Origin of the sequence: Streptomyces lateritius, from assembly GCF_014649715.1 — a bacterium.
Classification (GTDB): Bacteria; Actinomycetota; Actinomycetes; order Streptomycetales; family Streptomycetaceae; genus Streptomyces; species Streptomyces lateritius.
Map to the genome: position 1 here is coordinate 89,375 of NZ_BMTO01000016.1, position 14,528 is coordinate 103,902.

The window sequence follows — 14,528 nt, forward strand, 5'->3', positions numbered from 1 at the left end:
CATGAACGCGTTCAAAAATTGGGAGTCGCCCCCATGACGACGCGGCCCCGGCACCCTTTCGAACAGGGTGCCGGGGCCGCGTCGTCGGGGCTGCCTCGGGGTTACTGGCCCAGGGAGGTCATCACGTGCTTGATGCGCGTGTAGTCCTCGAAGCCGTACGCCGAGAGGTCCTTGCCGTAGCCGGACTTCTTGTAGCCGCCGTGCGGCATCTCGGCCACCAGCGGGATGTGGGTGTTGATCCACACGCAGCCGAAGTCGAGCGCCTTGGACATCCGCATCGCGCGGCCGTGGTCCTTCGTCCAGACCGAGGACGCGAGCGCGAACTCGACGCCGTTGGCGAACTCCAGGGCCTGCTCCTCGTCACGGAAGGACTGCACCGTGATGACCGGGCCGAAGACCTCGTTCTGGATGATCTCGTCGTCCTGCTCCAGGCCGGAGACGACGGTCGGGGCGTAGAAGTAGCCCTTGTCGCCGACCTGGTGGCCGCCCGCCTCGACCTTCGCGTGGGCCGGGAGGCGCTCGATGAAGCCGCTGACCTGCTTCAGCTGGTTGGCGTTGTTCAGCGGGCCGTACAGCACGTCCTCGTCGTCCGGCTGACCGGTCTTGGTCTCGGCGGCGGCCTTGGCGAGCGCGGAGACGAACCGGTCGTGGATCGACTCGTGGACGAGGACCCGGGTCGCGGCCGTACAGTCCTGGCCCGCGTTGAAGAAGCCGGCCACCGAGATGTCCTCGACGGCCTTGTCGATGTCGGTGTCCTCGAAGACGACGACCGGGGCCTTGCCGCCCAGCTCCAGGTGGACGCGCTTGACGTCCTTGGCCGCCGACTCGGCGACCTGCATGCCGGCGCGTACCGAACCGGTGATGGAGGCCATCGCCGGGATCGGGTGCTCGACCATCGCGCGGCCCGTCTCGCGGTCGCCGCAGATCACGTTGAAGACGCCCTTGGGGACGATGGAGCCGATGATCTCGGCCATCAGGACGGTCGACGCGGGGGTCGTGTCCGAGGGCTTGAGGACGACCGTGTTGCCCGCGGCGAGCGCCGGGGCGAACTTCCACACGGCCATCATCATCGGGTAGTTCCACGGCGCGACCTGGGCGCAGACACCCACCGGCTCACGGCGGACGATCGAGGTCATGCCCTCCATGTACTCGCCGGCCGAGCGGCCCTCGAGCAGCCGGGCGGCACCCGCGAAGAAGCGGATCTGGTCCACCATGGGGGGGATCTCCTCGCTCGCGGTGAGAGCGACCGGCTTGCCGGTGTTCTCGACCTCGGCGGCGATCAGGTCCTCCGCGCGCTCCTCGAAGGCGTCCGCGATCTTCAGCAGGACCTTCTGGCGCTCGGCCGGCGTGGTGTCGCGCCAGGCCGGGAAGGCGGCCGCGGCGGCCGACATCGCGGCGTCGACGTCCGCCTGGCCGGAGAGCGGAGACGTGGCGAAGACCTCGCCCGTGGCCGGGTTGACCACCTCGATGGTCCGCCCGTCGGCGGCGTCCCGGAACTCCCCGTTGATGTAGTTACGCAGCCGGCGCAGCTCGGTGGTCACTTGCCACCCCTCCTGTCGTTCAGAGTTCATTCTGTCCCGATGGGTGAGACATCCCCACAGTAGTCGCTCGGCGGACGCTTTCGACAGGGCTGACATCCCTCAACTTCGGATTCAGTGTGATCACGGAGCTGAAACAACGAATTTCATCGCTCTGGGGTTGCAAGACAGACGAGTCTCGGTGCACAGTGAGGTTGTGGCCAGTCAAAGCACGAACTCCAGGACCGGAACCGGTTCGTCCCCGACGATCGATGCCGTCTCGCTGGCGATCATCGAGCAGCTCCAGCAGGACGGACGCCGTCCGTACGCCTCCATCGGCAAGGCCGTCGGCCTCTCCGAGGCGGCCGTGCGCCAGCGCGTCCAGAAGCTGCTCGACCAGGGCGTCATGCAGATCGTCGCCGTCACCGACCCGCTCACCGTGGGATTCCGGCGGCAGGCGATGGTCGGCATCAACGTCGAGGGTGACCTCGATCCGGTCGCCGACGCGCTGACTGCCATGGCCGAGTGCGAGTACGTGGTGATGACCGCGGGCTCGTTCGACCTGATGGTGGAGATCGTCTGCGAGGACGACGACCACCTGCTGGATGTGATCAACAAGCGCATCCGCACCCTCCCCGGCGTGCGCTCCACCGAGAGCTTCGTCTACCTCAAGCTCAAGAAGCAGACCTATATGTGGGGAACCCGATAGCCGTGAGCAAGGACCTCTCCAAGACCGCCTACGACCACCTGTGGATGCACTTCACCCGCATGTCGTCGTACGAGAACTCGCCCGTTCCCACCATCGTGCGTGGTGAGGGCACCTACATCTTCGACGACAAGGGAAAGCGCTACCTCGACGGTCTCGCGGGTCTCTTCGTGGTCAACGCCGGACACGGCCGCCAGGAGCTGGCCGAGGTCGCGTACAAGCAGGCCCAGGAGCTCGCGTTCTTCCCCGTGTGGTCGTACGCGCACCCCAAGGCCGTCGAGCTCGCCGAGCGTCTGGCGCACTACGCCCCGGGCGACCTGAACAAGGTCTTCTTCACCACCGGTGGCGGCGAGGCCGTCGAGACCGCCTGGAAGCTCGCCAAGCAGTACTTCAAGCTGCAGGGCAAGCACACCAAGTACAAGGTCATCTCCCGCGCGGTCGCCTACCACGGCACCCCGCAGGGCGCCCTGTCGATCACCGGCCTGCCTGCCCTGAAGGCCCCCTTCGAGCCGCTGGTCCCCGGCGCGCACAAGGTGCCGAACACCAACATCTACCGCGCCCCGATCCACGGCGACGACCCCGAGGCCTTCGGCCGCTGGGCCGCGGACCAGATCGAGCAGCAGATCCTCTTCGAGGGCCCCGAGACCGTCGCGGCCGTCTTCCTGGAGCCGGTGCAGAACGCCGGTGGCTGTTTCCCGCCGCCGCCCGGGTACTTCCAGCGGGTCCGCGAGATCTGTGACCAGTACGACGTGCTCCTCGTCTCCGACGAGACGATCTGCGCCTTCGGCCGCCTCGGCACGATGTTCGCCTGTGACAAGTTCGGCTACGTGCCGGACATGATCACCTGCGCCAAGGGCATGACCTCGGGCTACTCCCCGATCGGTGCCTGCATCGTCTCGGACCGCCTCGCGGAGCCGTTCTACAAGGGCGACAACACCTTCCTGCACGGCTACACCTTCGGTGGCCACCCGGTGTCGTCGGCGGTCGCGATCGCCAACCTCGACATCTTCGACAAGGAAGGCCTGAACCAGCACGTGCTGGACGAGGAGGGCAGCTTCTTCGACACCCTGAAGAAGCTGCACGACCTGCCGATCGTCGGCGACGTCCGCGGCAACGGCTTCTTCTACGGCATCGAGCTGGTCAAGGACAAGGTCACCAAGGAGTCCTTCACGGACGAGGAGACCGAGCGCGTGCTCTACGGCTTCCTCTCCAAGGCGCTGTACGAGAACGGTCTGTACTGCCGCGCCGACGACCGTGGCGACCCGGTCATCCAGCTGGCTCCGCCGCTGATCGCGGACCAGTCCACCTTCGACGAGATCGAGCAGATCCTCCGCGCCACCCTCACCGAGGCATGGACGAAGCTGTAACGATCTCCTCGCACCACGCCGCCCTCACGGCGTGAACGGCCCGGGCATGCCCCCATCCGAGTGGATGGCGGCAGCCCGGGCCGCGTGCTGTCCCTACAAGCGGATCTGAATCCTTACGGTGCCCAGTGACCGAAAGGCGCGTCTCTTCGTTCCCCCGTACGGGGGTACACGGGGAACCACACAGCAGATCCGACTTCGAGGTGTACGCGATGGCCCCACCGGACAACGACGTGCTCTGGGCGCGTTCCCTGCACTACTCCCTCGGGAAATCGACCGTGCTCAGCGGCGTCTCCCTCGGTGTCCGCGAGGCGGAGATCCTCGCCCTGGTCGGGCCGCGCGGCAGCGGCAAGACCGCCCTCATGCACTGTCTCTCGGGCCAGGCCGTCGCCCAGCAGGGCGAGGTCTGGTTCAACAGCGGCCCCGTCCACACCATGACCGCGGCCCAGCGGGAACGGCTGCGCCGTGAGCGGTTCGGCTGGATCGACCCCGAGCCCGGGCTCGTACCGGAGCTGACCGCCTGGGAGAACGCGGCCCTGCCGCTGCTGCTGCGCGGGGTGTCCCACCGGGCCGCGCGGACCTCCGCCATGGAGTGGCTGGAGCGGCTGGACATCGGCGGGTCCGCGCGCAAGCGCCCGCACGCCCTCACCCAGTCGCAGCGGCAGCGGATCGCCATCGCCCGGAGCCTGGTCACCACTCCTTCGGTGCTCTTCGCGGACGAGCCGACCGCCTCCCTGCACCGCGCCGACGGCGCCCAGGTGCTGCGGACGCTGATGGCCGCGGTCCGCTCCCACGGGATCACCGTGCTGCTCGCCACCCACGACACCGAGGTCGCCGCCCTCGCCGACCGCACGGTCGCCCTGCTCGACGGGCGGCGGGTCGAGACGGCGGCGCCGACGACCGGGGCGGAGGGCGTCGCCGAGTGCTCGCTCTCCGTCTAGTCCGCGGAACCCACCACCTCGTCCTGCTGCGGCGACTCCTGGTCGCCGCGGCGGCCGCGGGCGTCGGATTCCTGCTGCTGTGCACGCTCGGGTACGCCGTCGGGCACCCCGCCCACGCGGCCGCCGCGTCCCTGCGCCTGCTGTGGTGCGCGATCCCGCTCGCGGCGACCGTGTACTTCGCGGTGGCCGTCGCCCGTACGGACCCCAGCATCCGCCCCCGGCCCGGACTGTCCGCGATCGGCCTCGGCCCGGCCCGGCTCACGGCGCTCGCCGCGGCCTCCACGGCGGTCTCCTGCACGCTCGGCTCGATGCTCGCGCTGCTGTTCTACCTGCACCTGCGCGGAGACATCACCGGGCTGCCCTTCGACGGGGCGGCCGCCGAGCTGCTCGCCGCGGACCAGCCGATCCCGCTCGCCGCGGCGCTCACCCTGCTCGCGATCCTGCCGGTGGTCGCCTCCACGGCGGCCGGTCTCGCGCTGCGGCCGAGGAAGACCGTCACCGCCGAGCGCGCCGAAGGCGCCGAGCGGCCGGCGCCGTCCGGCCTGCCGTGGGGCGTGGCGCTCCTCGCGATCGGCCTCGCGGTGGAGACGTACGCGGGGCAGGGCGGCCAGGGCGGGGCGTTCCCGCTGCCCGGGCGGTTCGAGGGCAGCCCCGGCGGCGTGCTCGCCGGCTGGATCCTCACGGCCGTCGGCCTCGCCATGGCGGGCCCCGGCATCACCCACTGGTGCGGCCGGCTGCTCCAGACGGCCCGCCCGGGCGCGGTCCGGCTGCTGGCCGGCCGGGTCCTCATGAGCGAATCCCGCCGTATCGGCCGCCCGCTGGGCGTGGTGTGCGCGGTGGTCTCGGGCGCGCTGGCGGCCGGAACCGTGTACGGGTCCGGCTCGGGGTCCGGGTCCCCGGCCGGTGACTTCGGTCCGCTGTCGGGTCTGGCGGCGGGCCTGGTGGTGGCCTGCACGACGGCGACGCTGCTGACGGCGGCGCTCGAGGCGAAGCAGTGCCGGGCCCGCACCACCGAGGCCCTCCTCCGTCTCGGCGCCCCTGCGACGGTCCTGCGCACGGCGGCGCTGATGCGCGCGGGCGTCCTGCTGGCGGTGTTCCTGCCCCTGACGTGGCTGGTGGCGGAGCTGGCGGCGGTCCCCCTCCGGGGCTGACACCACCGCCGCCCCTCGACCCTCCCCCGGCCGACACCGTCCGCCGAACCGCTCCGATCGGTGAGAGCCCCTACAGCCGGCGCACGGCCTGCGCCTCCGCCCGCTCCACCGAGGACCGGCCGTGCACATGCACGAGCGCCAGATGGAACAGCGCGGGGGCGAGCGGCGCCCAGAGGCGGATCCGGTCGGGTCGCAGCAGGTAACGGGCGACGTCGGCGGAGCGGAAAGGGACGTACTCGATGGTCTGGTGCTCCCAGCGGTCGGCGACTCCCCTGCTCAGCCGTGCCCGGAGCTGCTCCCCCGTCATGTCGCCGAGGCGGGCGTAGAAGTGGGCGCTCCAGCCACGCTGGTCGACATCGAGGACGAAGGCGAGCAGGGAGAGCGTGTACTCGTGCGGCTCCAACGACAGCTCCTCACGCATTCCGCGGCGCGCCACGGCGTGCAGGTCGGGCGCGTTGCGGCCGGCGGAGTCGATGTGCCGGGAGAGTCCCTCGTTGACGGAGGAGTTCCACACACCCGGTGCCATACGGACCCGGTTGCTGCGGCGGCTGACGACGAGCAGGTGGTCGGAGGTGACCACGGCGATGTTGACGGCGAAGCTGCACTGGAGGAACGCCGGCGCGGCCAGCGGGTCCTCCGGGTCGAGGTAGCGGGACCGGGGCGTGCTCCCGTCGGGCAGCCGGCGGTCCAGCTGCTGGGCGGCGAGGAAGGTGTAGTAGTCCGTCGGCCGCAGCCGCAGATGGACCTCGGACCGCTCGTCGAGAGCGGACCTGGAGATCTCCAGGCCCTCCACGGCGTACCGCGGCCCGTTCCACACCGGGGCACGGTCGCCCGCCGCCTCCGCCCGGCTCTCCTCCGCCTCGATCTCGTCGCGCCAGGCCGCCATCTCCTCGGGCAGCGCGATCTCCCCGTCCAGGACCTGGACATGGATCGATTCGGCGGCGATCGCGCGGTCCCCGTCGCCCTCGACGACGAGGGCGGAGGTGTGCAGCGGGCCGAGCGAGAAGGTCGACCAGGCCAGGGCCTGCCGCTCACGGAAGGTGATGCTCCGGACCACCCCGGCCGAGCGGCGCCGGATCCTGAACCACACGTCCTGCGTCCACTGCTGGAACAGGGTGGCGAACACGACCCCCAGGATGGCGCCGACCACTCCGTTGCCCACGTCTATTCCGCTCACCGCAGCAGCGTAGCCACATGATCACTTGCCCGTGGCCGGTTCTCGTGACCGCCGGAGGCAACTTCGGGGGCCGATCCCACGTCTGGCATGCGGAACGACCATCGCGTACCCGAAACGGAGCCCTCTCGTGCTCATTGGACTGCTGACCGCCGTCGCCGCCTCGATCTGTTACGGCACGGGGTCCGTCCTGCAGGCGGTCGGGTCCCGCAAGTCGGCCCGCCGCGAGGCCGCCGCGGCCGGGCAGCGCACCGAACGGGGCGGGCCGAGTCTGTCCTCGACCGCGAAGGCGGCGATGACCTGGGAGTTCGTCGTCGGCACGATCCTGGACTTCGTCGGCTTCGGCCTGGGCGCGTTGGCCGCCCGGATGCTTCCGCTCTTCCTCTCGCAGACCGTGATCAGCGCCAACCTCGTCATCACGGCGGTCCTGAGCGTCAGACTGCTCGGGATCCGGCTCACCCGCGCGGAGTGGACCTCGATCGGCGTGGTCTGCTCGGCGCTGGTGCTGCTGGCGAGCGCGGCCGGACCGGAGGGCAGCGGGCACACCCCGATCGCCACGCACTGGTGGCTGCTCGCGATCTCGCTGCTGCTGATGGTGGGCGGCACCGTCCTCGTACGGTTCCTCGGGGCGAAGGCGGCGATCCTGGCGGGTCTGCTGTCGGGGCTCGGCTTCGGCGCGCTCGGCGTCGGCGTCCGGGTGCTGAACGGCATCGACCCCTTCGACCTGGGCGCGCTGCTCGCGGACCCGGCGCTGTACGCGATCCTGGTGGCCGGGACCGGCGGGATGTATCTGCACACGGTCGCGCTCCAGATCGGCTCGGTGAACGGGGCGACGGCTGCGCTCGTCGTCGGCGAGACCGTGCTGCCGGGCATGATCGGCGTGTGGTGGCTGGGCGACGCGTCCCGTCCGGGGTTCGCCTGGCTCGCGGTGACCGGCTTCGTCCTGGCGGTCGCGGGAGCGGTGGCGGTGGCGTGGTTCGGCGCGCCGGAGGGCGAGCCGGTCACGGAGACACCGGCGACGGCCGAGCCGGAGCCCGTACGTGTTCCTTAGGGCTCGCGGGCCCTGGTCGTCGCCGGGGGTCAGCGCCGTTCGTCCGGCAGAACCACGACTTCGGTGGCGGCGAACGTCACGCCGACCTCGTCGCCCTCGTCCGGTGCGTCCCTGAGCGCGCACTCGGCCTCCAGGAGCGGGCCTTCGGCGGGCCGGAGCAGCACGGCGACGTGGCTGCCCCGGAACGTGCGGGCCTCGACGGTGCAGACCAGTCCGTCCTCCGGGGCCCCCAGGAGCACCCCGGCCGGGCGGACGAGGATCTGCCCCTCGCCGCGAGCCGACCCCTCGGGGACCGGGATCTTTCCCCAGACGGTGTCGGCGGCCGCGCCGCCGACCGTCGCCGGTACGACGTTGTCGAAGCCGAGGAAGCGCGCGACGAACTCCGACGCCGGCCGCTGCCAGACCTCCAGCGGGGTCCCCGCCTGGGCGATCCGGCCGTCCCGCATGACCACCACCCGGTCGGCGAGCGCGAACGCCTCGCCCTGGTCGTGGGTGACGGCCAGCACGGTCGTGCCCAGCCGCCCGAACAGCTGCCGCAGTTCGACCACGAGCCGTTCCCGCAGTCCCCGGTCGAGCTGCCCGAGCGGCTCGTCCAGCATCAGCAGCCGGGGCCGCGGGGCCAGCGCCCGCGCGAGCGCGACCCGCTGCTGCTCGCCGCCGGAGAGGGAGGCGACGGCCCGTCGGCCGGCCCCGGGCAGCCCGACGAGGTCGAGCAGCTCCGCGACCCGCGCGCCCTGTTCGGCCCGGCCGACCCCGTGCATCCGCAGCCCGAAGGCGACGTTGCCGCCCACGTCCCGCTGCGGGAAGAGCTGATGGTCCTGGAACATCAGCCCGACCTCCCGCCGGTGCACGGGCACGCCGGCCTGGTCGGCGCCGCCGAGCAGCACCCGGCCGCCGTCCAGCGCCTGCAGCCCGGCGACGGCCCGCAGGAGCGTGGACTTCCCGCTACCGCTCGGCCCGAGCACACACACGGTCTCGTGCTCGGCGACCTCCAGGTCCACCGCGTCCAGGGCGGCGCGATCCCCGAACCGTACAGTCGCGTCCTTGAGCGTCAGCATCAGAACTCCCCCGAGGTCCGGTCGGTGCGGAGCCGTTCGAGGAGCAGCAGGGACACCGCGCACACCACCATCAGAATCGTCGAGAGGGCCATGGCCTGGCCGTAGTTGAGCTCGCCGGGCCGGCCGAGGAGGCGCGCCACGGCGACCGGCAGCGTCGGGTTGTCGGGCCGGGCGATGAAGACGGTGGCGCCGAACTCGCCCAGCGAGACGGCGAACGCGAACCCGGCCGCGATGAGCAGGGCCCGTCGTACGAGCGGCAGGTCGACCTCCCGCCAGGCCCGCAGCGGCGAGGCGCCGAGGACGGCCGCCGCCTCCCGCAGCCGCTCGTCCACCGCCCGCAGCACGGGCAGCATCGTCCGTACGACGAAGGGGACGCCGACCAGCGCCTGGGCGAGCGGGACGAGGATCCAGCTTGCCCGCAGGTCGAGCGGCGGCTCGTCGAGCGTGATGAGGAAACCGAAGCCGACGGTGACGGCGGAGACCCCGAGCGGCAGCATGAGGAGCGAGTCGAAGCCGCGTACCAGCCGCCCGGCCCGCCGGGTGAGGGCCGCGGCGGCGAGTCCGCCGATGCCGAGGGCGAGGGCGGTGGCGACGAGGGCGTACCGGAGCGAGTTGCCGATCGTGTCGGCGAGGGGCACGAGGAAGGTGCCGGAGGGGTCCACGGACCGCAGGGCCCGGTAGTAGGCGAGCCCGTATCCGTCGGAGGTGGCGAAGGACCGCTCGACGAGGACGCCGAGGGGCAGCAGGATCAGCAGCGCGACGGAGAGCAGGACGGCTCCGAACAGCGTCCACTGGCCCGCACCTCGGGGGCGGTGCGCCGTCTGTTCGGGCGCGATGAGCTTCAGGGCGCTCTCGCGCCGGCGCACCGTCCGCGCGTGCACGGCGAGGACCGCGCCGACGGCGACGAACTGCACGAGGGTGAGCACGGCGGCCGTCGTCAGGTCGAAGCGGTCGACCGTCTGCCGGTAGATCTCCGTCTCCAGGGTGGAGTACGCCGGCCCGCCGAGGATCTGGACGACGGCGAAGGAGCCGGCGGTGAAGAGGAAGACCATCAGCGCGGCCGCTGCGACGGCGGGCGTGAGCGCGGGCAGGGTGACGGTCCGCCAGGCGGTCCAGCGGGAGGCGCCGAGGACGCGGGCCGCCTCCTCCTGGCGGGGGTCGAGCTGGGCCCACAGTCCCCCGACGGTACGGACGACGACGGCGTAGTTGAAGAAGACGTGGGCGAGGAGGATCGCCCAGACGGTCGTGTCGAGGCGGACGGCCCACAGCTCGTCGAGGAGCCCGCCGCGGCCGACGAGCGCGAGGAAGGCCGTGCCCACCATGACGGTCGGCATGACGAACGGGACGGTGACGACCGCGCGCAGCAGCCCCTTGCCGGGAAAGTCGAGGCGCGCGAAGACGTACGCGCCGGGCAGCGCGATCAGCAGCGTCAGCGCGGTCGAGGCGAGTGCCTGCCAGAGCGTGAACCAGAGGACGTCGAGGATCTCCGGCCGGCTCAGCGTCTCGCCGAACCGGCCGAACCGCCAGGCGCCGTCGTCCGTCCTCAGCCCGCGTTCGACGATCGAGACGACGGGCCAGGCGAAGAAGACGGCGAAGAACGCGACGGGCACGGCCATCAGGCCGAGCCGCGCCGCGCTTCCCTTGACGTCGCGCCCTACTTCAGGACGAGGGACGACCACTGCTGGATCCACTGCTCACGCTTCTCGGCGATCTTCGCGGGCGCCATGGTCTGCGGCTTCTCGACGACGACACCATGCTTGACGAACAGCTCGGGCAGGGTGGCGTCCTTGACGACCGGGTTGACGAACATCTGCAGCGGCATGTCGTCCTGGAACTTCTTGGAGATCAGGAAGTCGATCAGCTTCTTGCCGCCCTCGGGGTTCTTCGCCCCGTTCAGCAGGCCCGCGAACTCGGTCTGCCGGAAGCAGGTGCCGGTGGAGACGCCGGTGGGGGCCTCCTTGGGCTGCGGCTCGGAGTAGAGGACCTCGACCGGCGGGCTGGAGGCGTACGACACGACGAGCGGCCGGTCCCCCTTGGCCTTCTTGCCGCCGGCGGAGCCGGAGAACTCCTGGTTGTAGGCGAGCTCCCAGCTGTCGACGGTCTTCACGCCGTTGGCCTTGAGCTTCTTCCAGTAGTCCGCCCAGCCGTCGTCGCCGTACCGGGCGGCGGTGCCGAGGAGGAAGCCGAGGCCCGGGGAGGACCGCTCCGGGTTCTCCACCACGAGCAGGTTCTTGTACTCCGGCTTCGCCAGGTCGTCGAACGTCTGCGGAGGCGCGAGCTCCCTGTCCGCGAAGTGCTTCTTGTCGTAATTGACGCAGATGTCACCGGCGTCGATGGGGGTGACCCGGTGCTCCTTGTCGAGCCGAAGCTCGGCGGGGATCCGGTCCAGGCCCTTCGCCTCGTACGGGACGAAGATCCCGTTGTCGAGGGCGCGGGAGAGCAGGGTGTTGTCGACGCCGAAGAAGACGTCGCCCTGCGGGGAGCCCTTGGTGAGGATCTCCTTGTTGACGGCCTCGCCGGCGTCGCCGCTCTTCAGCACCTTCACGGTGAGACCGGTCTGCTTCGTGAACTCCGCGAGCACCTCCTCGGAGGCGTTGAAGGAGTCGTGGCTCACCAGCGTCACGGTCTTCGGCGCGGGCGCACCGCTCTTGCCGGCGGCGTCCCTGACGCCCTCCGTGCCGCACGCGCCGAGCGTGGTGACGCCGAGCGCGGCGACGAGCGCGCACGCCGCCGTCTTCTTGATGCTCACTGCAATTCCTCCTGGGTGTGACCAGGAAGAGACGCGGCCCTGCCCACCCGGAGGTGGGCAGGGCGCAACAGCTCGAGTAGCGACCGAACTTCCTACCCAGAATGACCTGGGCGAGGTTCAGAGGGTCTGCGGTCCGGTGACCGCACTCTCAGCGCTGTGGCGCTCCCCTGTCGGAATATGGAGATGTGTTCGAGCTCAGACTACAAGGTCAGCGTTCGGAGGCCGCGAGCTGTCCACAGGCACCGTCGATCTCCTGGCCACGGGTGTCGCGGACGGTGACCGGCACGCCGTGGGAGGCGATGGCCTCGACGAAGGCCTTCTCGTCCTCGGGACGGGACGCCGTCCACTTCGAGCCCGGGGTCGGGTTCAGCGGGATCAGGTTCACATGCACCCGCTTGCCCTTGAGCAGCCGCCCGAGGAGGTCGCCCCGCCAGGCCTGGTCGTTGATGTCCCGGATGAGGGCGTACTCGATGGAGATCCGGCGGCCGGACTTCTCCGCGTACTCCCATGCGGCGTCCAGGACCTCGCGGACCTTCCAGCGGGTGTTGACCGGCACGAGGGTGTCGCGCAGCTCGTCGTCGGGCGCGTGCAGCGAGACGGCGAGACGGCACTTGAAGCCCTCATCGGCGAAGCGGAGCATCGCGGGCACGAGGCCGACGGTGGAGACGGTGATGCCGCGCTGGGAGAGCCCGAGCCCGTCGGGCTCGGGGTCGGTGAGCCGTCGGATGGCCCCGACCACGCGCTTGTAGTTCGCGAGCGGCTCCCCCATGCCCATGAAGACGATGTTGGACAGCCGCGCCGGGCCACCGGGCACCTCGCCGTCGCGCAGCGCGCGCATGCCGTCGACGATCTGGTGCACGATCTCGGCGGTCGACAGGTTCCGGTCGAGCCCGGCCTGGCCGGTGGCGCAGAACGGGCAGTTCATCCCGCAGCCGGCCTGCGAGGAGATGCACATCGTGACCCGGTCGGGGTAGCGCATGAGCACCGACTCGACGAGCGTGCCGTCGTGCAGCCGCCACAGGGTCTTACGGGTGGTGTCGTCGTCGCACGAGATGTGCCGGACCACGGACATCAGGTCGGGCAGCAGCTCGGTCTGCAGCTTCTCGCGGGAGGCCGAGGGGATGTCGGTCCACTCGGCGGGGTCGTGGGCGTACCGCGCGAAGTAGTGCGTGGACAGCTGCTTGGCGCGGAACGGCTTCTCGCCGATCGCGGCGACGGCCTCCTTGCGCTCGGCGGGCGTGAGGTCGGCGAGGTGCCGCGGCGGCTTCTTGGCTCCGCGGGGCGCGACGAAAGTGAGTTCTCCGGGCTTGGGCATGGTGCTACCAGTGTCGCAGACGGAGCCGGCTGACCTGGGTCCGTCGCGGTGCCGGGTGGTGACTGGCGGTAGTCATTGGTGACCATTGGCGGCCCCCGTACGGCCCACAGACGGCCCGGGGGCCGCTCCCACCACTCCCGCTACCGAGCAGGCAGGAGCAGCTTTTCCGATGATTGAATCACTCGTCCCCGTCCGACGGACGCCGATACGCTGGCCAGCACAAGCCTCCAGGCGTGGAGCGTTTCGAGCATCACGTTGTCCGGCTGTTCCGGGTGGCCGTGGCCGCCGTGATCGACGAGCAGGACCGCGTGCTCATGCTGTGCCGGTACTGCTTCGTGCCTCAGCAGTGGGGCTGGGAGCTGCCCGGAGGGATCGTGGATCCTGGGGAGGAGGCCGCCGCCACAGCCGCGCGGGAGACCGAGGAAGAGACGGGGTGGCGCCCCGGCCCTGTAGAGCACGTCGTGAGCTACCAGCCGATGATCGGCATGGTCGACTCCCCGCACGAGATCTTCGTGGCCCGGGGAGCAAAAAGGTCGGCGATCCCACTGACGCGGAAGAGGCGGGCGAAGTCGCCTGGATCCCCCTGGACGACATCCCGCGGCTGATGTCTGAGGGGAAGCTCATGGGGTCGGGCACTCTCGTGGCGCTGCTCCACATCCTGGCGTCCCGTACCAGGGGGACCGCGCATCCTACTCGCCGAGGCACCGCAGCTCACGGAGTCGTGGAGTGTCGATCAGCTGACCGCCGATCGGATCCGCAGGGCGCTTCGCACCTCGCCGGAGAAGGGGCGTGGCTGCGGGAGACGCTGCGCGCTGAGCGAAGCGGGGCGGCGGCGTGAGCACGCTCCCCGTCTACCGCTGGCGCCTCGCCCCCGAGGGTCTGGCCACGTTTCGGCAGGTCCGTGCCATGGGGCTCCGTCCGGGCGGTCAGCCCGTCGCGGCACAGCTCGAACGCCCCCGCCGGCGGCGGGGGCCACTGGTCGCCTACCTGTACCGGATCGACCGGGCCAAGCCCGTCCGTCCCATGACGGCGGCCAAGCGCGCGGCGCTCGACAGGGCGAACGCTGCCCGCCGGATCTGCCCTGAGTGCCGCCGCGACGTCGGATACCGCATCCCGCTCTCACTCGGCATGTGCTCCCCCTGCGGTTATCCGGCCACGTCCGCCGTGTGAGTGTCGAGGGGGGAGAGAGGCGACTCGGAGTCGAACTCGAAGGTCTCTATGGCGGCGTCGGCCGGGAAATCGGGATGGTCTCGCCAGACGTCCGCGAAAGCGACCAGAAGGTTCCACGAGGCAGCGGCGTGAAGGTCAGTCTCCGCCACCTGTGCGCCCGAAGAAGCGCGGTGGTAGCGCACCGCCGCGATCTGCTTATAGGCGGCGATGCGCAGAGCCACCGCCGCACGGCGGGCTTCACCTTTCAGTGGGACCGCGTCAGGGATGCGCGCCACCACGAACCGGGCCAGCTGTGAGATCTGTTCGTCGGTGATCCGTTCCACTCTTCCCCC

At 70.8% G+C, this 14,528-nt stretch carries 13 protein-coding genes and 1 pseudogene; 7 read left to right on the top strand and 7 right to left on the bottom strand.

From position 1 onward, the window contains the following. Positions 1 to 101: 101 nt before the first annotated feature. Positions 102 to 1,541: a gamma-aminobutyraldehyde dehydrogenase gene (locus IE136_RS28415; protein ID WP_158991001.1), complete on the bottom strand. Its 1,440-nt coding sequence runs from the start codon at positions 1,539 to 1,541 to the stop codon at positions 102 to 104. Positions 1,542 to 1,719: 178 nt separating this feature from the next. Here IE136_RS28415 and IE136_RS28420 point away from each other — a divergent pair, with 178 nt between their 5' ends. The 4 genes from IE136_RS28420 (at position 1,720) to IE136_RS28435 (ending at position 5,679) form a co-directional block, all read left to right on the top strand. After that, the gene (locus IE136_RS28420; protein ID WP_158990999.1) at positions 1,720 to 2,226 is read left to right on the top strand and encodes an Lrp/AsnC family transcriptional regulator; all 507 of its coding nucleotides are present in this window, start codon (positions 1,720 to 1,722) and stop codon (positions 2,224 to 2,226) included. Further along, positions 2,211 to 3,590, top strand: a complete 1,380-nt coding sequence (locus IE136_RS28425; RefSeq protein WP_189601769.1) for an aspartate aminotransferase family protein — start codon at positions 2,211 to 2,213, stop codon at positions 3,588 to 3,590. Before IE136_RS28420 ends, IE136_RS28425 begins: the two co-directional genes overlap by 16 nt. 209 nt (positions 3,591 to 3,799) lie before the next feature. After that, positions 3,800 to 4,528 carry an ABC transporter ATP-binding protein gene (locus tag IE136_RS28430; RefSeq protein ID WP_158990995.1) on the top strand — a complete coding sequence of 243 codons (729 nt, stop codon included), beginning with the start codon at positions 3,800 to 3,802 and terminating at the stop codon, positions 4,526 to 4,528. Then, positions 4,510 to 5,679: a hypothetical protein gene (locus IE136_RS28435; RefSeq protein WP_189601770.1), complete on the top strand. Its 1,170-nt coding sequence runs from the start codon at positions 4,510 to 4,512 to the stop codon at positions 5,677 to 5,679. The genes IE136_RS28430 and IE136_RS28435 overlap by 19 nt, the downstream gene beginning before the upstream one ends. Positions 5,680 to 5,749: 70 nt before the next feature. On the opposite strand, the gene IE136_RS28440 is transcribed toward IE136_RS28435, so the two are convergent. Continuing rightward, entirely contained in the window at positions 5,750 to 6,856 is a 1,107-nt protein-coding gene (locus IE136_RS28440) for a hypothetical protein (RefSeq protein ID WP_189601771.1), read from the bottom strand. Positions 6,857 to 6,983: 127 nt separating this feature from the next. Here IE136_RS28440 and IE136_RS28445 point away from each other — a divergent pair, with 127 nt between their 5' ends. After that, on the top strand, positions 6,984 to 7,904 hold the full coding sequence (locus IE136_RS28445; RefSeq protein ID WP_158990989.1) for a DMT family protein: 921 nt from the start codon (positions 6,984 to 6,986) through the stop codon (positions 7,902 to 7,904). 29 nt (positions 7,905 to 7,933) lie between these two features. Here IE136_RS28445 and IE136_RS28450 read toward each other — a convergent pair whose 3' ends face one another. The 4 genes from IE136_RS28450 to rlmN form a co-directional block, all read right to left on the bottom strand. Continuing rightward, entirely contained in the window at positions 7,934 to 8,962 is a 1,029-nt protein-coding gene (locus IE136_RS28450; protein WP_158990987.1) for an ABC transporter ATP-binding protein, read from the bottom strand. Further along, positions 8,962 to 10,578, bottom strand: coding sequence for an ABC transporter permease (locus IE136_RS28455; RefSeq protein WP_158994740.1), 1,617 nt, complete (start codon positions 10,576 to 10,578; stop codon positions 8,962 to 8,964). The genes IE136_RS28450 and IE136_RS28455 overlap by 1 nt, the downstream gene beginning before the upstream one ends. A gap of 38 nt (positions 10,579 to 10,616) precedes the next feature. Next, positions 10,617 to 11,711 carry a thiamine ABC transporter substrate-binding protein gene (locus IE136_RS28460; RefSeq protein ID WP_158990985.1) on the bottom strand — a complete coding sequence of 365 codons (1,095 nt, stop codon included), beginning with the start codon at positions 11,709 to 11,711 and terminating at the stop codon, positions 10,617 to 10,619. Between the two features lie 208 nt (positions 11,712 to 11,919). Further along, complete coding sequence (gene rlmN / locus IE136_RS28465; protein WP_158990983.1) at positions 11,920 to 13,026, bottom strand: dual-specificity RNA methyltransferase RlmN; 1,107 nt, start codon at positions 13,024 to 13,026, stop codon at positions 11,920 to 11,922. Positions 13,027 to 13,247: 221 nt separating this feature from the next. On the opposite strand from rlmN, the pseudogene IE136_RS28470 reads away from it, so the two are divergent. Both IE136_RS28470 and IE136_RS28475 read left to right on the top strand, forming a co-directional pair. Further along, positions 13,248 to 13,696, top strand: a pseudogene (locus tag IE136_RS28470) (NUDIX domain-containing protein); the annotation flags it as partial. A 164-nt stretch (positions 13,697 to 13,860) separates the two neighbouring features. Beyond that, positions 13,861 to 14,196 (top strand): RRQRL motif-containing zinc-binding protein, encoded by a 336-nt coding sequence (locus tag IE136_RS28475; protein WP_189601772.1) that lies wholly within the window; start codon positions 13,861 to 13,863, stop codon positions 14,194 to 14,196. Here the strand turns inward: IE136_RS28475 and IE136_RS28480 are convergent. Further along, on the bottom strand, positions 14,172 to 14,519 hold the full coding sequence (locus IE136_RS28480) for a hypothetical protein (protein WP_158990979.1): 348 nt from the start codon (positions 14,517 to 14,519) through the stop codon (positions 14,172 to 14,174). The genes IE136_RS28475 and IE136_RS28480 overlap by 25 nt on opposite strands. Positions 14,520 to 14,528: the final 9 nt, after the last annotated feature.